Below are 22,089 nucleotides of genomic sequence, written 5' to 3'. Positions count from 1 at the left end.
AGGTGAGCTACCCACGCAGTGGGACGGGGGCTTTAGCAAAAGCGACTTTGGGCGGATTTTATTCGCACAAAGTGAAAGCATAAAAAGGAGTTAAAATGAAAGATTATGGAATTTCTTTTATTCCAGATATTAATCAAGGCTCAAAAGAGCCAAGTGAACCTATAGTTAGTGATAAGCTTAATGCTCAAAAAGTTAATGAGCTTATAGATAAAAAACTAAAGCTTTTTAAAGAAGAGCTTGTTAATAAAGAGGAGCTTAAAAGTCTCATTCAAGAGATTTTAAAAGATGAGGGTTTTCAAAATACAAACATAAAAATATCAAAAACTCCACCTAACTACAATACACAAGCTAAAGTAGGAGAAATTTGGGCGGTTTTAGAAAGTAAAAAGCAATTATTTATTTGCACTGCTAATGATAATGATTTTACAAGCTGGGTTGATTTACTAGGAGATGGTAGCAATGATATTATCCCTAAAGAAAAAATCATTATCACATTTGATAACACTACCACAGGTGGACAATATGGGGGTTGTATGAGTGATTTAAGACTTGGTTTTGAAAATGGTTTTGCTACTCCAAATAAAGTTCAAGATGAGTATGAAAACGCAAAATTTACTATGACTAAAGATGGTAATGGTCTTAATAGAAGCGATTTTACTATAGATTCTAATCCTATTGCAGGAGAAAACCAAATTTTAGGAACGATTAAGACAAGTGGTATTTATCAAGAAACCTATCACAAAATCGCCCATGTATTTAAAAAATATAATGGTGGTTCTGATGAGTGTTGCTTATGGTCTAGTTCAGGAACGAGAGAGGTAAGCATAGAACTTGAAAATACACCAATGCCTAATAAGCTTTTTGCTAGAGGTAATGGATATTATGGTCAAACAGAAATTACTAATGTAAGAGTAAAAAAATCCATTTTTATAGGTGAGCAAGAAATTCAAAGTGAAGATTTTAATGTTGAAAAGTTAGAAGCTAGTTCTGATACTTATGGAGATTATGCTTTTTTATTTGAAATTTCTAAACAAGATCAAATTGTTATGAAAAAAGAGCTTAATTTAAATCCTAAAAAAACAAAAAATACAAAAAATGTAAAGAAATAAGGAGTGAATAATGGCAGCAAATTATGGAGTTAATTTTAATATCAGTAATGGTGCAGCAAGTCCTATTAAAGTGCAAAGTGATACGCCTATTGGTATTGCTGGGGCTATAAAAGGTGCAAGTAAAGAAATGATTTACACAAAGGCTGGTTATGAAAGCGTGGATAGCTTTCCAATCTTTGCCTTTTCAAATGTAAGTAAAGCAAAAGAATTTGTAAACGATTTAATCAAAGAAAATAACTTACAAGATTTTAGACTTTTAGATACTTTAGAATGTATCAATTTACAAAATGTTTCTAATGTCATAATTATCAGCTTTTTTGAAGAAAGCGAGGAAAGTGAAAACACTTTAATCAATATTGTTAATGCCATAGAAGCTTTTAAAAAAGCAAAGCATAAAACAGGTTTTAGCCCTGATTTAATCATTGCTCCTTATTACTCACATGAAGCAGGAGTAAAGGCTAAGCTTGAAAGTGTGGCAAGTTCTATGAATATCACAGCTATTGTGGATCTTTACGCTACAAATGTTGGCGAAGCTATTAATACAATGGAGGCTTTTAGCTCTAAAAGATTAATTGCCACTTGGCCACAGGTTCAAATCTTAAATACACAAGGAAAATACGCTTATGTTCCACAATCTCCTATCATCGCAGGTTTAATAGCTCATACAGATGGAGATAAAGAATATGGCTTTAGTGATTCTTACTCAAATAGAGTGATGAATGGGGTTACTGGCACAGAGTATTTTATAGAGTTTATCAATGGCTTTGATTGTGATGCAGAAAGACTAAGAAACGCTCATATTTCAACTTGTATTTTAAGTGAAGGTTATCGCTCTTGGGGTGGGGAAACTAGCCATGAAGATACGATTTGGCAAGATTTAGCTCGTGTAAGAACCTTTGATCGCATAGCTCTAGCAGGACAAAAAGCAGCTTTTAAGGCTATTGATAAAAAAGCAAGTGAATTATATTTTATAAAAATCAGCATTGAAGAATTGCTAAGAGATTTAAAAGGAGCTAAGGTTTTAATTGGCTATGAGGTAAGCTGGGATGAAGAAAGAAACACAGATGCCAATGTGAGTGCTGGTAAGTTTTATCTAAATATAAAAATGATGAATAATCCAATCGTTAAACAAATCACTTTAGAGTTCATCTACTCTGATGAATGGGCGAGTGATTTGATTAAAACTATTAGTGCGGATAGTTAATAAATTTTTACAAGGAGAAAATAAAAATGAAAAGAATAATTGGCGAAGTTATACAGGAAGGTAATATTTATATAGATGGACAAGGTTATCTTGGGGTAGTTAGAAATTTAAAATTGCCTGACATAGAACAAGAGATGATTGAAACCAAAGGAGTTTTAGGAGCAAATTATAGTAGCGGGGTTTTAAAGCCTTTAGAAATTAGCTTTAAATTAGCCGTTGTTGATCCAGTGCTTTATGCGGCTTTCTTTCATACTACTTTTAGCGAGATTAAAGCTCCTTTGCTTTTTAGAGAAAGTGTTCACAAAGGCGGTAAAAACTATGGTATTAATGCTGAGTTTTTAGGAGAGTTTATAAGTATAAGCGAAAGTGACCATGAAAGTGGCAAAGAAATAGAAGCTGAAATTAAAATGGCGGTTCATTTTTACATGCAAAGAAGAAATAACATTCCAATCATTACCTACGATCATAAAAACACTATTTTAATGATAAATGGGGTGGATATGATGAGTGATGTAAGGAGCAATTTAACCCTTTAAACACTGATTAATCGGAGTTTAATTAACAATACTGGGATTTTAGGATTAAAGTTTGGCTTTTTGGGCATTGCGTAGCAATGGGTGGGGAAGCCTTTAGTTGCTTCTCAGGCGGAATTACTTCCGCCATAAAGAAGGATAAAAAGGAAAGAAAAATGAAAGAAAAAATAATCAAACTTGAAAATGGCGAAGAATTAAAAATGAGAGAGCCAAATGTGCGTGTATTAAAAAACGCCACTAATAAAAGTGAAAAAGAAATGGAGCAAACTATTTGTATGATAGCTGCACTTACCAATAAGCAAGAAAGTGAAATTGAAGATTTGAATCTTAAAGATTTTAAAGCTTTACAGGACGCTCTTAAAGATTTTTTGGTAGAAGCAGGAGTTATAGCTTAGAGGCTATAGCTCTTATAAGTCATACTTTGCATTGGGGATTAAATGAAGTTTTAGATTTAAGCTTAGATGAGTTTGAAGAAGCTTTGGAAATTTCAAAAGAATTTTTAAAGGCTAAGAGTTTTTGATTGTTTTATTTTTCAAAAAATAAATTTTTAAAATAGCAAAAAGAATAAAATCTAAACTTATTACAATTAGCCAAGTGGGTAAAATAAGCAATAAAGCAATGGGTGGCATAATCATCACTAAAATAGCAGTTATGATAATGCTTGCAAAATAAGAAAAAATAAAAATAGTCATTATATTAAAAAAACCATCACTTGCACTTTGATAGCTTATGTAAAAAGCAGGTATGAGCGTTGTTAATAATAAGGCAATATGTGAAATTATATCATCGTTAATAAATTTTAAAACTTTCATAGTAAAGATTTTAAAATACAATCGCTTAAAAAGGGTTGAATATGGAAAATGCTGGAAGTATTGGAATTGGTGTTATTTTAGGACTAGCGATTAAAAACGCAAGTGCCGTTGGCAAGGTAGTTAAAGATTTTAGCAATTTAGAAAAAATAGCAGCAAAAACTAAACTCGGCATTAGTGGATTGCAAAAAGAATTAAACACTCTTAAACTCAATGCCAATTTAAGAGCGGAATTAAAAGCTCAAAGAAAAGGTTTGCAAGATGAGCTTTTTTCTCTAGGAAATATAATAAGTGGTGGTATTGTAGGGAAAAGTATAAAAGTTGGTATTGATTTTGAAAGTGCTATGGCTGATGTAAAAAAAGTAACAGATCTTAGTGAAGGTCATACACTAGAAGGCTTAAAACAAGATATTTTAGATTTATCCAAAAAACTTCCTATGACAGCAGAAGAAATTGCAAATATAGTGGCAGAGGGTGGAAAACTTGGTCTTGGCTCTAAAGAAGCTTTGGAATTTGGTAAAACTGCTACTGCTATGGGTGTTGCTTTTGAAATGAGTGCCAATGAAGCAGGAGAAGCCATAGGCGGTCTTATGGCAAACCTTCAAACCGATGTTAAAGGCATTAAAGATTTGGGTGATAGCATTAACTATTTAGCTGATAAAGGTTCAAGTGATGCCAAAAATATAGTAAATATTGTGAGCAGAATTGGAGGAATGGGAAATCTTATAGGACTTCAAAGAGAAAACATGGCAGCTCTTGCTGCTACGCTTGATGAAGTAAAGATCCCAGCTGAAGTTGCAGGGACTGCTATTTCTAGCATGTTTACTAAACTTTCAACTGCTGATACTTTAGGAGCTAAGGCAGAAGAAGCTTTTTCACAATTAGGTCTTAGCGGGGAGTTTATGAAAAAAGCTTTAAATCGAAATTCGCAAGAAGCAATCAATATTTTACTTTCACGAATAAAAACGCTTGATAAAGAGTCTCAAATAGGTGTTATTACTAATATTTTTGGCAATGATAGTGGCACGATTAGAGCTATGGCAACTTTAGTTAATGGTTATGATCGTTATCAAGAGCTTTTAAAGATGACAAATTCAGAAGAGAAGAAAGGTTCAATGGATAAAGAGCTTATTAATAAGTGTGAGACTACAGCTTCTATATTAAAAATTTTAGGAAATAATATAAGTGCTTTGGCGATTAAATTTTCAGATGCTTTACTCCCTGTGGTTAAATTAGTCGCTTCAGGATTTAGCTTTGTAATTGATATAGTAGATACCTTACTTTCAAAATTTCCAGTGCTTAGTACCATCGTAGCTACAGCTACAACAGTTTTTTTGCTCGCCAAACCTGCAGTCTTAGCTTATGCTATTGCTAAAAACTATCTTAAAGATTGCACCATTTTACTTAAAAGTGCTTTGATTAAAACAAGAATACATCTTTTAGCTTTTCGTAATTCTTGTATATTATCTAATATTACTTTAAAAGCAAAAACCGTCACAACTACTATTTACACAACCTCCCTTAAAGCCTTATCTTTTGTTTTAGGTGGGCTTAATAAAGTTTTTAAAGCCGTAGCTATTGGTATTAGAGTGTTAGGCATGGCTATGATGAGTAATCCCATTGGTCTTATTTTAGGGGGCATTGCAATAGTGGCTGGGCTTATTATTGCAAATTGGGATAAGGTTAAGTCTTGGTTTAAATCTTTTATAGAATGGCTTAAACCTGTTTGGGAGCCTATATACAATGTCATTAAAGCAGTATTTGATAAATGTGCCCTTGTATTTACAAGTTTTAAAGATATTATTATGAGTGTTGCTTCTCCATTAGCTGAGTTTTTAAATTCTATTTGGCAAGGTGTTGGCGATTTCTTTTATAGTATTTTTGGTTCTTTATTTGATTGGTTTGCTTCTAAGCTTTCTTGGGTAGGAGATATGATCTCATCTATAAGTGGCTTTATAAAAGATGCTCTTGATTTTGTAGGGCTTGGAGATGATGAAGAAGTTAAGATAAGCCAAAGTGAACAAAACAAAGAAAAAGTCTTTACTACAAACACTTATAAAGATGAATTAGCTGAGACAAAAAGTATAAATCATGCTCCAAGCTTTAATAATGGCAATATCAATATAAGTGTTAATGGTACTTTTAACATAGCGACTAAAGATGGCAATTTTAATATGCAAGAATTTGCAAATACTATACAAAAAAGTGTATTTGACGCTTTAAGAAAGCAAGAACAAAACAAAATTAACACTACAATTTATGGATAAAATATGAGTGAATATATAGAAATAAAAGGGCTTGAAAACTTTTTTAAAGCTTGTGATAAATTAATAGATATGGATAAACACGGGCAAAGCATTATGGCGGGTGCTGGAGAGAGTATAAGAAATAGCATTATAGACTCTTTTAAAAACGAACGCAGTATTTTTAATGGAAAATGGCAAAGCTTAAAACCAGCTACCATAAAACAAAAGATAAAAGATGGTAAGAATAAAGGAATTTTAAAAAGAGATGGGGATTTAAGTAATGCTTTAAATTGGCAAAGTGAACCTACCAAAAGCGGAGTAGAAGTCTTTAATAATATACAGACTAAAAATGGCTTTAAATATGGTTATGTTCATCAATGGGGAAACAGAAAAAGAAAAATTCCTCAAAGAGCTTTTTTACCCATAGATAATAACAAAGTCTTGCACCCAAGTATAAGAAGTGTGATTTATAAAGATACTAAGGATTTTATTGTAAAAATTGTTAAGAAGTGATGGCAAGGAAGACTAAAGCCTTCCTTTTTCTAAAAACTAGCAAAAGCATTATAGCTTTATTTTTAAAGACTAGCTTTTTAAATTTTATTTTGAAAGGAGTTTGTATGAAAAATAATACAGACAAATTTCTAAAAACTAGCACACTTACTAAACCTACAAGAACTACACTAAAAGCTCCATTTGCTTGGGTGGGTGGTAAAAACTATTTAGCTAAAGAAATCATTGCTTTAATGCCTGAGCATAAAAGCTATATTGAAGTCTTTGGAGGAGCTTTAAGTGTTTTTTATCAAAAAAGTGCTTCAAAAATAGAAGTCATTAACGACATTAACGACGAGCTTATTAATTTACATCTTTGTATAAGAAATAAACCCCAAAGTCTAGCAAATGTGCTTAATTCTATGATAATAAGTAGAAAAATCTTTCATATGCTTAAAAATAAAGAAATTAAGCCAAGAAATGACTTAGAAAGGGCTGCTTTTTATTTTTATCTTATCAGTACTTCTTTTGGATCAAGTATGGGACAATTTGCTATGAGTAAACAAAGAGCACCAAAGAGATTATGTAGGGATTTTAGCTTACATACAAAAAGACTTAAAAATGCCAGTATTGAAAATAAAAGCTTTGAATATATTTTAAAAGAATATGATTACAATGAAGCTTTATTTTATTTAGATCCACCTTATGTAGGAACTGAGAATTATTATAAAAACACAGGAGGTTTTGGGCTAAAAGAACATGAACTTTTATGTAATTTGCTTAAAAATATCAAAGGTAAATTTATGCTTTCTTATAATGATTGTGAGCTTATAAGAGAGCTTTATAAAGATTTTAATTTTAAGGAGTTGAAAGTAAGGTATTCTTTAAATAATAATGTTTTAAAAAGAAAAGAAAGTAAAGAGCTTTTGATTATGAATTTTTAAAAGCTAAGAGAGTAAAAATACTCTCTTTTATTTTAGTAAAGAGCTTAAAAACTTTAGAGCTTCTTTGCTAAAATCTTTATTGCTTTCTTCTAGATACTCTTTATCTAAAATAGCACCGTATTTTAATAAAAGCAAAATCGCTCCAAAATTATTATGAGTTATTGCATAAAACATAGGTTCTTCGCCCATGCATTCTTTAGTTGCACTCATACCATTTTTAAGATATTCTAAAACAAGTTCATTGTTATGGTTGCAAATTGCGTTTATAAAAGTCTTGCTAAAACCTTTTTTGATATCTACTATTACTTTACTCATCTTATATCCTTTTGTATTGATGAGACAAGATTAGCTTGGCTTAGCTTATTGTGTGCTGTCATAGTCTTGAAAGTTCTCCAATTACCACACCAATTAGCAAAAAATCTCCATTTTTATAAAATATATCTTCATATAAAGGATTTAAAGAGTGTAAAATCACTCCATCATCTTGTTTTAAAACTTGTTTTATAAAAAGTCCATCTCTAGTATTAATCACACAAATGCTTTTATTCTTAAAAGTTTTATTTCTATCTATTACACAAATTGAACCATCTTTTATTATTGGTTCCATACTCTCTCCGTAACAAGTAATAAACTCACATTCTTTACTTCCAAAAAAGTTTAAAACCTTTTCGTCGATGATTAAATCAGAGCTATCAATCAAATCATTTATACCACCTCCGCCTAAACTTGCATTTGTTTTATAAAGCTTTAAAATTTTATACTTGTTTTCACATTCTAATTGATCTTTTGGGGAACTTCCATAGAAGAAATAATTAATGCTTATATTTCTTTGATTTAAAAAGTTTAGGATTTGTGGATATGGAATAGAGTTTCTAAATTTCATGGAATTAAAAGTATCAGGATGAATTCCTAGTTCTTTGGCTATATCTTTTGTTTTTAAATTACACTTACCTTCACTGGCTAATATATCTTTTAACTTTTCAATCACTTCTTGCATTTGCATGTTAAATCCTTTGATTTTAATTTCAAAGAAATTTAACAAAAAATTACAAAAGGCAATTAAAAGCTTTTGTTTTAAAAGGTTAATTTTTTAAGTTAAAATTATAAATTTATAAATAAAAATATACTTAATTTTGTATTAGAAATTAAAGTCAAAGAATAAAGCTTTAACTTTGCAAGGTAATTTTAAATTTGACTAAATTAAAAATTTAATATATGATTCTAATGAAATTTAATTATATATTAAAGGGGCTTTAATGAAAATATTAAAAAATAAATATTTTATTCTGTGGATGATCGGGCTTTTTGCAATCGTATGTTTATGTTTATATTTTAATTTAGAAGTTAAAATTATTGCATCTGCCATTTCTGCCTATGCGGTGTCAATCTCATTGGTGCTAAATGCTTATTCTATTTTTGAAAAAACAAGAGCGGATAAATTTAATTTAACAATGCAGTTATTATCTAAATGGGATGAAAAACATTTTATAGAGGCAAGAGATTATACAAGAGAGCAACAAAATATAAAAGAAAAAAAAGGAGATGAAGAAATATTAAAAGAAATTAAAGAAAAACCAGAATTAAAAAGATCAATTATAATGATGATGAATTATTTTGAAACACTTCAAACTTTTATTGAAAATAATAGGATAGATGAAGGTATTATAATGGAGCATTTTGCACATATGTTAAAAGATATCTTGGAAAGGTATGATTGTTACTTAAATAGCGATGATTTCAAAAAAAATAATCCCTTGGGGCTTAAAAAACTTATAAAATTAAAAAATAGATGCAATACCTATATATCATAATTTAATTTAAAAAATAATGTAGCTATATTTACAAACCTAAAACTAAATATAGCTATATATTTCTATAAAAGTTAATCACTCTTTATATTTATCTTTTAAAAAACATTATAATTGGCAAAAGTTATCATCAAAGTTAAAAAATAAAATCAAAAATAAAAATAATTTTTAAATAAATTGAAGTAATCTTAGTCTATTATAAGATTATAAAAACCAACTAAATGTTTAAGTTTTCTATGTAACTATCCTCCAAACCTTAAAGCTATAGATAGTTACATACTATTTTTATATAAAAAGTGGTTAAAGTATGATTATATAGTGTTTTATAGAGATAGTTACAAGGTTAAAAAATATAAGAATATTTTAAGCAAAAATGTAACTATCCTAGAGAGTAAAAAACACTTTTGGGATATAAAATTTAAAATCAAAGCTCGTATTTATCCGCCTTTTAAACAGCATTTAATCAGTTTTTTTGGGATAAAACAGACATTTTGGGATATTTGGGATATTTTACGCTTTAGATTAGGAAAGATAAAAAGTTGTTTTTATATGCTTTAAAAGCCTATTATTTGGGATTTTTGCTAAAATTATTTAGGATAGTTACATGTTCTTTTTTAAAATACCCCTTACAAAAAAGGAGGAAAATCATGAAAAAAAACATTTTATTGCTTGGCTTATGTCTTAGTTTGAGTCTTAGTGCTAAAAGCGTGAGTGATTACAAAGTAGGAGAAGAATTAAGCGACAAGGAAGGAGTAGAGTATTTTAAGGAACTTTCCAAAAGACCTGTGCAAGAATGGCCAAATAAAAATTTAAGCATCAATGATGTTCCAAAAGGCAAGCAAGGGGATTTAATCCGTTATGGCATAGAGCTTTTAAGCAAGACAGAAAGTACTCTAGGACCCTATAGCAAGCTAAAAAAGACAAGCAACGAAGTAAATTGTATTTCCTGTCACATGGACAATGACGGCAATGGTTTGCCAGGGACAAAAAAATATGTTATTCCATTTTTAAATATCCTAAACAATTATCCAAGACTTGACATAGAAACGATGAAAATCATCTCTGTTGAAGATAGAATTCGCGGAATGGGCGGAACTGACTCTCATAGATTTCCTAATGATTCTAAAGAAATGAAAGCAATTTTAGCTTATTTTAAATGGCTAAAAGAAGCTTATGGTATCAAAGACGGCGTAAAGCTTGAAGGAGATTTTTTTGCTAAGATGAATTTTCCAAATCGCCCAGCTGACCCTGTGCGTGGGAAAAAGCTCTTTGAAGAAAATTGCGTTTCTTGTCATGGCGAAAGAGGACTTGGGGTAAAAAATGATAATTACGAACAAGGTAGCGGACATTTATATCCATCTTTACTTATCTATCCTGATGGTGGACACATGGCTATGATACCATTTTTAGCAAGATTTTTAAAATCAGCCATGCCTTTTGGTGCGAGTGCAGATAATCCTATATTAAGCGATGAAGATGCACTGGATATAGCAGCTTATGTCAATACAGGTTTTGTAAGAATGCCTATAACCACTACAGAAAATCGTGCAGGACTTGATACAGCTTATAGCAAATCCCCATCATTAAAACCTGAGTATTTTGCTTCACCACAACAAAATTTAGACCCTAAAGAATACATAAAAGTAAAATACGGACCTTGGAAAAATCCAAATCACTTCCCAGGAGAATGATTAATTTTGGGCTAAGCCCAAAATTAATCCTCATCTTTGGCTAAATTTTCAAGACTTTTAATCCCTTCTTCACCTATCAAATTTCCACCTTGTAAGTCGCTAAATATCGCATTTAAAGAACTCACTATGGCAGTGGAATTAAAACTTAGATTTTCTATAGCTCTTTCTCTTTTTTTCCATATATTTTGCAAAGCCCTTTTTTCAGCTTCTAACTCTTCTTTCATATTTTGGTAAGTTTTGAGTATAAAAGTGATTTGCGTGTTAAATTCCTTAGAATTTAAGTATTCGTATAAAATGTGATTTTTTTCATCTTTGTTTTGCAGGGCATTTTTGAGTTTATAAGCGTTTATAATGCTTTCTCTAAGCACTGCTAAAACACCTTTGAATTCATTAAAAGTACAAATCAAAATTCCTTCTTTAAAATGCGTTTTTTCTTTATCTTTTGGCATAGTTTTTGTGATCAAAACTGCTATATCACTTTTTGCGGCTATACTATCTAGTTTAAGTTTATCAAGCCATTCTTTATTAAATTCTTTAGTGCGTTTGCTCTCATACAAAATACTTCCACAAATATTTCCAAAATTATCCTTTACTATATGCAGACAATCAGCTCCATTTACGCCTTTTGGCACTTCTTTTACTTCATCGCTTAAATACTCACTTTGTATGTATTCTTCTATGAGTAGTTCGGCTGCTTCGCCTTGGAGTTGCTGTGAGCCTTGCTCTATCCTGCGTTGTGCGTCTTCTAACTTTTGGGCTACACTTTTAAAATTCGTTTCTAGTTCTTTGTATTTAAGATCTTGCTCTTGAGTGCTTTTTTGAAATTCAAGACGCATTTTTTCTCTTTCAAATTCCAAATTTTTGCTTTCTTGTTCTTTAAATTCTTTAAAAGCCTCTTCTTTGGCTTGAAATTTCAATCTTTCTTCATTTTCTTTTTGCTCTCTTTTTAGCCTTTCATTTTCAGCCTTTATGCTTAAAAACTCGCTAAGCTCTTTGCTTTTTTTCTCGAGTTCTTCTTGCATGATTTTCATTTCATTTTCATGCTCTTTGTTAAATTTCTCGCTGAATTCTTTTTGGAAATTTTGCTTTTGCGTGAGAAGTTCTTGTTCAAATTTTTGCTTTTCTAAAAGAAGCTTTTGGCTTACTTGCTCGTTTATGAGTTTTTCTTGTTCTATCTTTTGAGTTTTTAAATCATTTAAAGCTTTGGTATATTCAGCTCTTTTGGCATTTACCTCATCATCAAATTCTTTTTTTTGTTTTAGCATTTCTTGTTTAGCTTTATCTAAAATTTGAGCATATAAAGCAGTACTGATATCGATAAAACTTCCACAACTTGGGCATTTGATTTGTTCATTTTGGTTTAAAGTTTGCATAAAAAATTTCCTTAGAATTTTTCTCTAAATTTAACATAGAAAAACAAAGATTATTCTAAGATTGACTCGTTAAAATCATTCTTTTAGAATAATTAGGATTACAAATGCAAAAACACACCAAAATTCACGGCTTTGCTAAATTTAAACTCATCGTTATCCTTGCTTTGATGTCAAGCATAGCACCACTTTCTACAGATATGTATTTGCCTGCACTTTCTCATGTGGAGCAAAGTTTTCAAACTAATTCTTTTTTAACCCAACTTAGTATCGCAAGTTTTTTTATCGCTTTTGCTTTAGGACAGCTTATATATGGGCCTTTAAGTGATATTTTTGGGCGTAAAATTCCAGCTTTGGTGGGGATATTTTTCTTCATCGTTTCGAGTTTGTTTTGTGTGATTATCGATGATATTTATGCTTTTATCGCTTTGAGATTTTTTGAAGCACTTGGGGGTTGTGCAGGTGTGGTTATCGCAAGGGCTATTGTCAATGACTTGTTTGAGATCAAAGAAGCTGCAGGGATTTTTGCTTTGATGATGGTTTTTAGTTCTCTTGCTCCTATGCTTTCGCCAACTTTTGGGGGAATTTTGCTAGAGTATTTTTCATGGCATAGTATTTTTGCGACTTTGTTTGCTTTAGGAATTTTACTTTTTTTGATGATACTTTTTGGTTTAAAAGAGTCCGCATCTCATCTTAAAAACAAAAAATTTTCCCATCATGAAGCGATGAAAAGCTACAAATTTGTTTTAAGCGATAAACGCTTTTTAGTTTATATACTATGTGCTTCTTTTGCTTTGGCGGCGATGTTTGCTTATATCACAGGATCAAGCTTTGTTTTTACGCAGTTTTTTAGCTTAAGTGAGCAAAAATTTGCCTTGCTTTTTGGGGCAAATGCTTTAGGTTTTGTCATCTGTGCAAATATCAATGTGAGATTGGTTTTAAAATACGAAAGCGAAAAAATTTTGGCAAAAGCTTTGATGATAATGTTTATATCGACTGTGATTTTACTTGCAAATGCCTTTTTTCACCCAAATTTCTTGCTTTTTGAACTTAGTATTTTTACAAGTATCGCTATGCTTGGTTTCATCGCACCCAATACCACGACTTTGGCTATGGCAAGGTTTAAAGAACATAGCGGAACTGCTTCTGCGGTGCTTGGAACGGTGCAATTTGGTTTTGCAGGGCTTATTTCTTTTGTGGTTGGGGCTATTAACGCAAATACGCCGATAATCCTTGCTTTTGTAATGTGTGCTTGCGTATTGGTTGCAAATATGATATATTTTCTAATCAAAATAAAGGAGAAAAAATGAAAACAAATAATATCTTTATGGCTTTAGCCATAGTTTTGGCAAGTTTGATTCTAGCTTTTGGATTTAACAAGGCTTTAAGTGATTTTAAAACACTTGAAAGAAGTGTAAGTGTAAAGGGTTTAAGTCAAAAAGAAGTCGAAGCGGATACTTTGATACTTCCTATAAAATTCACAAGATCAAATAACAATCTTACAAATTTATACGAAGAACTAGAGCAAGATAAAGAAAATATCATCAAATTTTTAAAAGAACAAGGCGTAAAAGAAGATGAGATCAGCTACAACTCGCCAAACATCATAGATCGTTTAAGCGATCCTTATGGCAACGACACTCAAGCTACATACCGATACATAGGCACTGCGAATTTACTCATCTATACTCAAAATGTAAAGCTTGGAAAAAGCATACTAGAAAACATTTCAAGTCTTGCAAAATTTGGCATAGTAACGAAAATCGATAATTATGACATAGAATACCTTTACACCAAGCTAAATGAGATAAAACCTCAAATGATAGAAGAAGCAACACTCAATGCTAGAAATGCAGCGATAAAATTCGCACAAGATTCAAACAGCCATCTAGGCAAGATAAAAAAGGCTTCTCAAGGACAATTTAGCATCAGCAACAGAGATAAAAACACCCCTTATATCAAAACCATAAGAGTGGTTTCTACTATAGAATACTACTTAAAGGACTGATGATAAAATTTCAAGCTAAGCTTTAAGGCTTAGCTTGGCACTATGGAATTTTTTCGTGCGGTTTTTTGGAGTGAGAATATACAAAGCAAAAGTATAATGCTATATAAAACACTAGTGGATTTTATGGTATTTTCTGTAATCTTGTCTTGATTTATAATCTTTAAAAGTTCTGTATATTTTTCTCCTAAAACTTCCTTGGTTATATTTAAATTCGCATCGTTTAATTTTAAAAGATTTTCTTTATTTGCTATTATCAAAGCTTTAGCTGAATTTAACTCTGTAAAAGAAATATTTTGATCTTTTAAATGGAGATTAAAATCATTTTGCAATATGCTTGCTAGATTTACAATAGCACTCGCATTTAAATCATTTAAACTTTTTTCAAATTGACTTTCATAAAGCTTATCTGATGAAAATACACCTGTAAAAGGATTTATAAATTGTGGTTTTGTTATAATCGTTGCAATAAAAATCATATAAGCAAAAAATCTCACAAGAAAAATAAATAATTTAATTTTACAAATAAAAAAAAGATAAAAAATCAATACGCCTAAAAAATAAATCAAAAAGCAAAAAATTGAAATATACTCTGATGATAAAAACAATATCATAGATATTGTAAAAGCACCACAAAGCATAAAAATCAAAATAACGCCATATTGATACAATTGTTTTTTAACATTAACAAGCATTAAAGCAAATACAAGCAAAATAATATAGCTTGCTATAATTATCGATACTGAATTAAAGGATAATATAAAATTTATGGTTTTTGAAAATACAAAACCCATAAAAGCATACAATGAAATCATTAAAATTGTAAAATTTAAAATTTTTAAGAAATTTGTATGGTGATTGCTAGTATTCCTATAAACTTGTAACAAAACACAATCGGACCACAAAGTAAAATCTAGCATCTTTCTTCCGGAAACTATCAATTTTCTTTTAATTTTATTAAATTTTATCCTCCAAAAGATTATAAATTTATTTATATCTAAAGGATAAAATGATTTTAGAATAAATGTCAAAATTTTATATATAAAAAATACAACATAAACACAATAAAACATTATTGTAAAAAATGGAGCGACCAAAACTAACTCAACAAATATTAATATATTTACAGATAAATGTCCAATTATTTTTAATAAAAATATTATAAGAGGTATAATTTTTGAATAATTAAATTTTTCATAATCCTTAGGATTATATACTTGATTTTTAGATTCTTTTTTTAAATTGTCATTTTTATTTTTACTTAATTGAATTTCCAATTCTTTCTCTTTCGCATAAAGTTCTAATTTATGCCATTCTTGAGCTTCTAAAGTATTATTTTGATTTATCAAAACATCTTTTATAACCCTAAAAGAATCTTTTAAATTTTTAGCATATCTTAATTTATGCTCATTTTCAATCCTATAAAGCTCTTTTTCATCTTTTTGTATTTTTTCATTATTTTTAATTGCGTTTTTATAATTTCCATCTTGATAATTATCTTGTATATAGTCTTCAGCTGATCTAAAATCTAGCTTATCTATATCGACATTGATTAAATTTACAGCTTTTGGTTCTTTAAAATAACAAGCACTGAAATTTGGAGCTTTTTCAAATCTCACTCCATAAAAACTAGCAGTTTTTTCAAATTCACACTCGTGAAAATCAACATAATCTTTAAAGTGAGCATTATTAAAATAGACATTATCATTAAATTTGGAATTTCTAAAAATCACTTGCTTAAAATCATTATTTTTAAAATAAACCTCATTTTTAAAATAACAATTTGAAAAATTAGCATATTCAAAACTACAACTTCCAAAACTATTCGATTTTTCTATATTTTTATCATTAATTTCTTTGCCAAAATATACTTCCTTTTCAAAAAAACTATTATTAAATTCTGCTTTTAAATTATTGATTCCAAAAAATTCAAATTTTTCTTTAAATTGACATTTGTCAAAATAAAGCTTATCTTCAAATTTAACATTTGAAAAGTTAATATTCTTATCAAATATACTGAATGAGAAATTTACCACTTTGCAAAATACTACTTCTTTAAAAATAATTTTTTCTTTGAAGGTTTTATTCCACCCAATTACAGTTTCTAAAAAATTACAATAAGAAAATTTTAAAGGATAATCTATCAGATTATCAAATTTTATGTTTTTTTTAATTTCAATAATTTTATTATTTAAATAATCTTCTATGATATAAATTTGTTCCGTATTATCAAATCTTATATATTCCTTATGTACTTCTAAATTTTTAGCTATATTTTCTATAGCTTGTTTTATTTTTTCTTCCATTATTTCCCTTCTATGATTTTTATTTCTTCTTCGGTTAAGTTATAGAATTTATAAACGATGGAATTGATTTTATTTTCTAACTCTTGGGTGTTTGCGTTTTTGTCTTGTTCTTTAGCTTTTAAAATTTCATCGACTAAATTTATAAGCTCATCAGCTATTTTTTGATTTTTGGAATTTATAGTTACTATAGGGATATTTAGTAAAGGCTCTTTGTCAATTTGATAATTATTGCCTTGCATTTTTCCTTTATGTTTCAACCAAAATGCTATAAGCTTTGAATTTAAAATAGCAGTTAAATATTTAACATTAATTCTTTGAGTTTTAATCACATAAAAAGTTGCTGACACATAACAATCAAAATCAACATAGCTAAATTTAGGCTCACCTACGCATTTTCTAAGTGCTACTATTCTAGGACTTCCTGTAAAAAATTTTTCATCTCTTGCTCGGTGCAAACCATAAGGTTTATTATCAGAAGTGATAACATTTTGAAATTTATCTAAATGTTTTTTTAAATTCGGATAATCATCCATAGAATTTGGATTTTTAAAAGATGAATTTGTATAAATAAGCCATTGATGATTATTTTTTTTAAAAAAGAACTTTAAAAAATTTTGAGTATCATAATAAGGTTTTACAAGATTATTTTCTAATTTTGTTAATTTTAGTTTCTCTTTTTCCTCTTCGCTCAAACCAAAAATACCCTGCTCTATTTTAAAAGCAAAATTATGATTACTATTAATTCTATTATTTATAAAATCATAATGTGGATGTATTCCATTTGCTACTTCTTTTTCTTCAAGATAAAATTTCCCATATTTTTGAATTTTATTGAAAAGTTCTTCATAATCACTTTTTGTAAAATTTAAAGTTTTATCTATGAATTTTTTTGGAGTTAAATTTATCTTTAGAATTTCATTGTTTTGGGTTTTTTCATTTTTTAAAAGATTTATAACATCTTCATAAATTGGAGTTTGGGTTGTGATTTTAGAAAAATGAAATTCATAATTTTTAGGCGGTTTTATTTTTTGAAATTGCATTATCATCGTTTGTATACTTGCAGAATCAAACACCATAAAAGAACTAAAATCAACAAGGCTTAAAATTTGGGATTCTTCTAAAACTATATTGCGTAGTTTTTTAGCTCCTGAATTTGTAACCCAATTATTTGTAGCGATAAATGCTAAATATCCATTATTCTTAAGTATATCAAATCCACGCCCTACGAAATGATACCAAATATCCATTTTCCCTTGATAAGTTCTTAGCTTTTTTGTATTAGCAAAAAGTTCTTTATTTTCGGCTTCTTTTATATAAGGTGGATTGCCGATGATGAGATCAAAGCCTTTGAAATTTCCATCATCGTCCAAAATTTCAGGGAATTCAAAACGCCATTCAAAAGGATGATTGCTTTCTAGGTTAAAGATATTGTCGTATTCTTTTTTAAGATTTGCAAATTCTTTTGTGGCTTCTTTTTCATCAAAGTCAAAAAGAGTCAAATTCGCACTAACAAAGAATTTCAAATTTTCATCATCTACGGCTAAGAAATTTCCGTATTTTTTAGAGTATTTTTCACATTTATCGTTAAAGCCTTTCATTTCTTTTTTAAATTTATCTGCAAAGCAGAAATTTTTAAAAGAAATTTTGAGATTTTTTATCTCTTGGTTGATGCGGCTTTTATCTGTGTAAAAGCCTTCTTTATAGTCTTTTACTATGCGTTTGTATTTGTTAATGCGTTCTTTGATGTTAGGGTAGTGGCTTAGACTTTTGCCTGTTTCAAAGTAAGATACCAAAGAATTTCCGCATTTTATGTTTATATCGATGTTTGGCAGGGTTCTAAGATCGTGATAATTCTCATCATCAAAGCTTTGATAAAAGCTATGTTTTAAAAGCTCTATCCAAAGCCTTAGCTTGGTGATCTCGCATGAGTTGGGGTTAATATCGACTCCAAAAAGGTTGTTTTCTATGATGTCTTTTTTAGTGTGAAAAAGTTCTTGTTGGATAAGATGGGCTTTATCTTTAGGTGTTTTTGGGCGTTTATACTCTATAAACTCGCCTTTTCTACCCGTGATGAGAATTTCATCGTTTTGCACTTCTAGGTAAAATTCTTCATCAAAAAGATTTAGCTCATCATAAATGCTTAACATAACATTTAAAGCAGAAACCAAAAAATGCCCACTTCCCACCGCAGGATCGCAAATTTTTATAGAGTTTAAAAGCTCTTTTTGTGCTTTTTTATCTTCTTTTCTTAAAGACTTTCTTAGTTCGCTTATATCTTTAGCATCAAGATCAAATTGAGCGTTGAATTTATCAAGCACAACTTTTGTGATGCTTTCTTTGCACATATAAGAAGTGATAAAGCTTGGCGTGTAAAAGCTTCCTTCTTTGTAGCCATTGAGTTTTTCAAACACATTTCCTAAAACACTTGAACTTATGAGTTCTTTTTGGCTTAAAATTTCGCTTTGCTCATCATCGCTACCAAAATCAAAACTATCCAAAAATTCAAACAAGTATTCTAAAAGCCCCACTTGTCCTTTTTTAGCCTTGCATTTATCATCTTTTAGCACGGTGTTTTTATAGTAAAAAAGCTTTAAGTCATTGCTTAAGCTTGAAATTTCAAGTGTGTTTTCTATGCTTTGTTTTTCAAACAAAGAAGAATTTAGATAAGGTAGATAAGCAAATTCGCTTTTCTTTCGCGTGCTTTTTTCTTTGGCTAAAACTTCAAAGAAAAGTTCGCTAAGCTTGTCAAAATCAGGGATTTTTTTGAAATTTAAAAATTTCAAATTTTTATCATCATTAAAACGCACCAAATTTGACTCTATAAGCTTTAAAAACAAAATGCGATTAAGCCATAAGATCAAAAGTTTTAAGATGGTTTCAAAATTTTCTTCTTTAAGCTTAGAGTTTATAGCGGTGTAGAAAGTGCCTTGCTCTTCTTTGCTTTCTTCACTTTTTGCGATGATGAGTTTTGAGTTTTGTTTGCTCTCACAAAGCCCTAAGATATATAAAAGCTCTTTGTAAAAAGCATTGTTGAGTGAATTTGCATCGTTGGGGTTAAACTCACTTAGCAAAAAGTCTCTATGAAAAGTTTTATAAATACTTGCTAGGTTTTTAAAATTTGATTTTTGTTTGTCTTTTAAAAACGTCAAGTCAATCAAAAAGCCTTTTAAGTTTTCTTTGGAATTTTCTATGAGTTTGGCTACTTCTTTATAGAATTCTTCAGTATTACCTTTGAAAAGTGAATTTGGATTACAAAATTCTTCAAAAAGTTTTTTAAAACTTGGATTTTTATAAAAAAGCTCTTCAAACTCACTAATTTTAAAAATGTAAAATTTATAAAAATCTGTGATGATAATAAATTTTAAGCTAAAACTATACTCTCTATTTCTAAAATAATATAAAATAGTCTCGTGTAAGGCTTTAGAATTTACCTTTGTATGAGTGATAAATTCTTTTGAATTTGGCTTTTTAGCCTCAATAAGAACTTCTAAGTCTTTACTAAACTCATCTTTAGAGATGGATAAGTCAATCTCACTTTTGCCTTTTTGCTTGGTTTTGATGTGAGTTTTGAAATTTAACATGGTTAAAAATGGACTAAGTGCATTAGCTACAAGATAATCTTCATTTTCACTTTGTGATCTTTCAAGTCTTTCTAGATATTGCATTAAAGCCTTGTTAAATATATCAAATTCATTTTGCATGATTTGCTTTTTGCGGTAGTATGGGTTGAAAAAATCTTTTTCATTTAGCAAAGTGAAATGCATTTTTAACCTTTATAAAAAATATTTTGTATTTTATCAAATTTTACTTTTATATAAAATTTTTTAAGAATTTAATATATCATTAATACCTTTATATGCTTCCTGTATAGGTTTTTTAATAAAAAAATCATTTAAAATTTGAATAAAATCTTTTTTAGAATTTTGATTTTCAATCAACCAATAAATAAAAGCGTATTCTCCTTCTAATTTTTCATTGTTTATTAATTTATCACAATAATAGTGATTTTGATATTTTCTAACATTTTCTTCTTTTACATCTTTAAATAATTTTAAACATTCTTTATATTTTTCATTTTCTATATCTTCTTCATCATCATTTGAAATTTCAAATGTCAAACCAATAATATCATAGTATTTTTTTTTAAAATAAATATATATACATGGATATATGCTTTCATTCTTATAATCAATAGGATAAAATATAAACACACCATGATTAACACGATTTTCTTCTATTTTATTGCCGATAAAAGTTATATCACCTATTTTAATTTCCTTGTGTTCAAAACTATCAAAAAATTCTTCTATTATATATTCGCAGATGTTGCTCCATTTATGCTGGATAATATCTTTAGCTTTCTTATAGTTTTCTTCATTTAAATTTTTAAGCTCTGATTTGTTTTTGTTATATCTATATAAAATCATCGCATTTTTTAAATTTTGCATTTTTATAATGTCTTGAAAAATAAATTCTAATACATCATCTCTTTGAGTATACTCATCTGTCATATACCATTGTAAAATACTTTTGTATTGATTTAGAGTAAAAATAATGTTTTGTATATCAAGAATAAATTTTTGATCTTTGGTTGATTTTTCTTCATATATTTTTATACACTCATCAATCCATTCCTTAATCCATATATAATCCATCTTCAAATAATAGCTAACATTATTTTCATTTTTATCTTTAATCAAATTTGTCTTTATTGTAAAATTTCCCAAACTATAATCACTAGGACTAGCACACTCATCTTGATGCAAATATATAGTCAATATGTTTTTATAACAATCTTTTATATTTTTGATATTTTTTCTTACAAAATTAATATAATCTTTCAATTGATTTTTTTGATCTTTTGCATAAATTTTATTTTCTATTATAATATATCTTTTATCACTTAATATTATTAAAATGTCTATCCTTCTATTATCTTTTATGCAGGCTTCTGTTTCTACGCTTTTTATATCTTCTATGTTTAAATTTTCAAATTTCGTATTTACTAAACTCTTACCAAGTTTTTCTATAAAAACCTTTGCAAAATTTTTTTGATAATGATCCTTATTTATATCAATTAAATAAGCTATAAATTTAGAATGATAATTTTCTTTTGTTTCAATATTCAAAGCATCAAATATATTTATATCACTCAAACCATTATTCACATCTTTTTCAAATTTAATATCTTCTTCAAGCAATCTTTCAATAAATTTTTCCATGTATTACTTTCCAAATTTTATACAATTTTACATGTAAATAAATTTTTAATTACAAACTAAAAAAACTGATTATTAATTTTATAGGCAAGTTAAGCAGAATTAACAAGTCCGCAATGAGCTACTTTCCCCCTGCCAGTAAGGCGTAGTATCATCACCCACGATGTGCTTAGCTTCTTGGTTCGGGATGGAGCAAGGCGTTTCCACATCTGTATAATCACGGACATTGTTATTTAAATATTCTTTGAAAGATTGAATTTAAAAATAAAACTTAATCTTTTATTTCTTTACTTTTTTCTTTATTCTCTTTCTTCTTTTCTTATCTTTTATCTTTGATAAGTTTTTATATAAAATAC

18 protein-coding genes and 1 rRNA gene are annotated in these 22,089 nt (G+C 28.9%); 11 read left to right on the top strand and 8 right to left on the bottom strand.

The features are described 5' to 3' along the window. The first annotated feature begins 95 nt into the window (after positions 1-95). The 4 genes from FBF21_RS00255 (at position 96) to FBF21_RS00240 (ending at position 3,241) form a co-directional block, all read left to right on the top strand. On the top strand, positions 96-1,109 hold the full coding sequence (locus FBF21_RS00255) for a hypothetical protein (protein WP_002834656.1): 1,014 nt from the start codon (positions 96-98) through the stop codon (positions 1,107-1,109). A 10-nt stretch (positions 1,110-1,119) separates the two neighbouring features. Continuing rightward, positions 1,120-2,313: a phage tail sheath family protein gene (locus FBF21_RS00250; protein WP_052945491.1), complete on the top strand. Its 1,194-nt coding sequence runs from the start codon at positions 1,120-1,122 to the stop codon at positions 2,311-2,313. Between the two features lie 26 nt (positions 2,314-2,339). After that, positions 2,340-2,849: a phage major tail tube protein gene (locus tag FBF21_RS00245; protein WP_032582436.1), complete on the top strand. Its 510-nt coding sequence runs from the start codon at positions 2,340-2,342 to the stop codon at positions 2,847-2,849. 152 nt (positions 2,850-3,001) lie between these two features. Then, entirely contained in the window at positions 3,002-3,241 is a 240-nt protein-coding gene (locus tag FBF21_RS00240; protein WP_002843342.1) for a phage tail assembly protein, read from the top strand. 111 nt (positions 3,242-3,352) lie between these two features. Here the strand turns inward: FBF21_RS00240 and FBF21_RS00235 are convergent, their stop codons facing one another. After that, a complete protein-coding gene (locus FBF21_RS00235) occupies positions 3,353-3,658 on the bottom strand; it encodes a hypothetical protein (RefSeq protein ID WP_002912416.1) in 306 nt (101 codons plus the stop codon). A 41-nt stretch (positions 3,659-3,699) separates the two neighbouring features. On the opposite strand from FBF21_RS00235, the gene FBF21_RS00230 reads away from it, so the two are divergent. The 3 genes from FBF21_RS00230 to FBF21_RS00220 all read left to right on the top strand — a co-directional run bounded on the left by FBF21_RS00230 (position 3,700) and on the right by FBF21_RS00220 (position 7,334). Continuing rightward, positions 3,700-5,922, top strand: a complete 2,223-nt coding sequence (locus FBF21_RS00230) for a phage tail tape measure protein (protein ID WP_052803291.1) — start codon at positions 3,700-3,702, stop codon at positions 5,920-5,922. A 3-nt stretch (positions 5,923-5,925) separates the two neighbouring features. After that, positions 5,926-6,414: a phage virion morphogenesis protein gene (locus tag FBF21_RS00225; RefSeq protein ID WP_002875578.1), complete on the top strand. Its 489-nt coding sequence runs from the start codon at positions 5,926-5,928 to the stop codon at positions 6,412-6,414. 104 nt (positions 6,415-6,518) lie between these two features. Then, entirely contained in the window at positions 6,519-7,334 is an 816-nt protein-coding gene (locus tag FBF21_RS00220) for a DNA adenine methylase (protein WP_002888079.1), read from the top strand. Positions 7,335-7,361: 27 nt separating this feature from the next. Here the strand turns inward: FBF21_RS00220 and FBF21_RS00215 are convergent, their stop codons facing one another. Both FBF21_RS00215 and FBF21_RS00210 read right to left on the bottom strand, forming a co-directional pair. Beyond that, on the bottom strand, positions 7,362-7,649 hold the full coding sequence (locus FBF21_RS00215) for a hypothetical protein (RefSeq protein ID WP_002865289.1): 288 nt from the start codon (positions 7,647-7,649) through the stop codon (positions 7,362-7,364). 58 nt (positions 7,650-7,707) lie between these two features. Further along, positions 7,708-8,337, bottom strand: a complete 630-nt coding sequence (locus tag FBF21_RS00210; RefSeq protein ID WP_002877660.1) for a S24 family peptidase — start codon at positions 8,335-8,337, stop codon at positions 7,708-7,710. 253 nt (positions 8,338-8,590) lie between these two features. Here FBF21_RS00210 and FBF21_RS00205 point away from each other — a divergent pair, with 253 nt between their 5' ends. Continuing rightward, positions 8,591-9,145 carry a hypothetical protein gene (locus FBF21_RS00205; RefSeq protein WP_002913272.1) on the top strand — a complete coding sequence of 185 codons (555 nt, stop codon included), beginning with the start codon at positions 8,591-8,593 and terminating at the stop codon, positions 9,143-9,145. Between the two features lie 644 nt (positions 9,146-9,789). Continuing rightward, positions 9,790-10,833, top strand: coding sequence for a c-type cytochrome (locus tag FBF21_RS00200; RefSeq protein ID WP_168985417.1), 1,044 nt, complete (start codon positions 9,790-9,792; stop codon positions 10,831-10,833). 23 nt (positions 10,834-10,856) lie between these two features. Here the strand turns inward: FBF21_RS00200 and FBF21_RS00195 are convergent, their stop codons facing one another. Next, positions 10,857-12,206 (bottom strand): DUF2130 domain-containing protein, encoded by a 1,350-nt coding sequence (locus FBF21_RS00195; RefSeq protein WP_002918510.1) that lies wholly within the window; start codon positions 12,204-12,206, stop codon positions 10,857-10,859. Between the two features lie 104 nt (positions 12,207-12,310). Between FBF21_RS00195 and FBF21_RS00190 the strand changes: the two genes are divergently transcribed. Both FBF21_RS00190 and FBF21_RS00185 read left to right on the top strand, forming a co-directional pair. Continuing rightward, positions 12,311-13,513 (top strand): multidrug effflux MFS transporter, encoded by a 1,203-nt coding sequence (locus FBF21_RS00190; RefSeq protein ID WP_042962750.1) that lies wholly within the window; start codon positions 12,311-12,313, stop codon positions 13,511-13,513. Then, entirely contained in the window at positions 13,510-14,211 is a 702-nt protein-coding gene (locus FBF21_RS00185; RefSeq protein WP_020836944.1) for an SIMPL domain-containing protein, read from the top strand. The genes FBF21_RS00190 and FBF21_RS00185 overlap by 4 nt, the downstream gene beginning before the upstream one ends. Before the next feature lie 29 nt (positions 14,212-14,240). Here FBF21_RS00185 and FBF21_RS00180 read toward each other — a convergent pair whose 3' ends face one another. From FBF21_RS00180 to rrf, 4 genes are all read right to left on the bottom strand, one after another. Then, a complete protein-coding gene (locus tag FBF21_RS00180) occupies positions 14,241-16,514 on the bottom strand; it encodes a pentapeptide repeat-containing protein (protein ID WP_057039674.1) in 2,274 nt (757 codons plus the stop codon). Further along, positions 16,514-20,278 carry an Eco57I restriction-modification methylase domain-containing protein gene (locus FBF21_RS00175; RefSeq protein ID WP_168985416.1) on the bottom strand — a complete coding sequence of 1,255 codons (3,765 nt, stop codon included), beginning with the start codon at positions 20,276-20,278 and terminating at the stop codon, positions 16,514-16,516. The genes FBF21_RS00180 and FBF21_RS00175 overlap by 1 nt, the downstream gene beginning before the upstream one ends. 60 nt (positions 20,279-20,338) lie before the next feature. Then, the gene (locus FBF21_RS00170; RefSeq protein ID WP_168985415.1) at positions 20,339-21,736 is read right to left on the bottom strand and encodes a PD-(D/E)XK nuclease family protein; all 1,398 of its coding nucleotides are present in this window, start codon (positions 21,734-21,736) and stop codon (positions 20,339-20,341) included. A 105-nt stretch (positions 21,737-21,841) separates the two neighbouring features. Next, positions 21,842-21,958, bottom strand: a 5S ribosomal RNA gene (gene rrf / locus FBF21_RS00165). Positions 21,959-22,089: the final 131 nt, after the last annotated feature.

This window comes from Campylobacter sp. CFSAN093238 (assembly GCF_012898015.1).
Classification (GTDB): Bacteria; Campylobacterota; Campylobacteria; order Campylobacterales; family Campylobacteraceae; genus Campylobacter_D; species Campylobacter_D jejuni.
Note: the sequence above shows the minus strand (reverse complement) of the source record. Positions and strands in the feature narration are given on the sequence as shown.

Bases quoted from the DNA above. Each gene is read 5' to 3' on its own strand.
- FBF21_RS00255 (WP_002834656.1), top strand. From the start codon at position 96: ATGAAAGATTATGGAATTTCTTTTATTCCAGATATTAATCAAGGCTCA.
- FBF21_RS00250 (WP_052945491.1), top strand. From the start codon at position 1,120: ATGGCAGCAAATTATGGAGTTAATTTTAATATCAGTAATGGTGCAGCA.
- FBF21_RS00245 (WP_032582436.1), top strand. From the start codon at position 2,340: ATGAAAAGAATAATTGGCGAAGTTATACAGGAAGGTAATATTTATATA.
- FBF21_RS00240 (WP_002843342.1), top strand. From the start codon at position 3,002: ATGAAAGAAAAAATAATCAAACTTGAAAATGGCGAAGAATTAAAAATG.
- FBF21_RS00235 (WP_002912416.1), bottom strand. From the start codon at position 3,658: ATGAAAGTTTTAAAATTTATTAACGATGATATAATTTCACATATTGCC.
- FBF21_RS00230 (WP_052803291.1), top strand. From the start codon at position 3,700: ATGGAAAATGCTGGAAGTATTGGAATTGGTGTTATTTTAGGACTAGCG.
- FBF21_RS00225 (WP_002875578.1), top strand. From the start codon at position 5,926: ATGAGTGAATATATAGAAATAAAAGGGCTTGAAAACTTTTTTAAAGCT.
- FBF21_RS00220 (WP_002888079.1), top strand. From the start codon at position 6,519: ATGAAAAATAATACAGACAAATTTCTAAAAACTAGCACACTTACTAAA.
- FBF21_RS00215 (WP_002865289.1), bottom strand. From the start codon at position 7,649: ATGAGTAAAGTAATAGTAGATATCAAAAAAGGTTTTAGCAAGACTTTT.
- FBF21_RS00210 (WP_002877660.1), bottom strand. From the start codon at position 8,337: ATGCAAATGCAAGAAGTGATTGAAAAGTTAAAAGATATATTAGCCAGT.
- FBF21_RS00205 (WP_002913272.1), top strand. From the start codon at position 8,591: ATGAAAATATTAAAAAATAAATATTTTATTCTGTGGATGATCGGGCTT.
- FBF21_RS00200 (WP_168985417.1), top strand. From the start codon at position 9,790: ATGAAAAAAAACATTTTATTGCTTGGCTTATGTCTTAGTTTGAGTCTT.
- FBF21_RS00195 (WP_002918510.1), bottom strand. From the start codon at position 12,206: ATGCAAACTTTAAACCAAAATGAACAAATCAAATGCCCAAGTTGTGGA.
- FBF21_RS00190 (WP_042962750.1), top strand. From the start codon at position 12,311: ATGCAAAAACACACCAAAATTCACGGCTTTGCTAAATTTAAACTCATC.
- FBF21_RS00185 (WP_020836944.1), top strand. From the start codon at position 13,510: ATGAAAACAAATAATATCTTTATGGCTTTAGCCATAGTTTTGGCAAGT.
- FBF21_RS00180 (WP_057039674.1), bottom strand. From the start codon at position 16,514: ATGGAAGAAAAAATAAAACAAGCTATAGAAAATATAGCTAAAAATTTA.
- FBF21_RS00175 (WP_168985416.1), bottom strand. From the start codon at position 20,278: ATGCATTTCACTTTGCTAAATGAAAAAGATTTTTTCAACCCATACTAC.
- FBF21_RS00170 (WP_168985415.1), bottom strand. From the start codon at position 21,736: ATGGAAAAATTTATTGAAAGATTGCTTGAAGAAGATATTAAATTTGAA.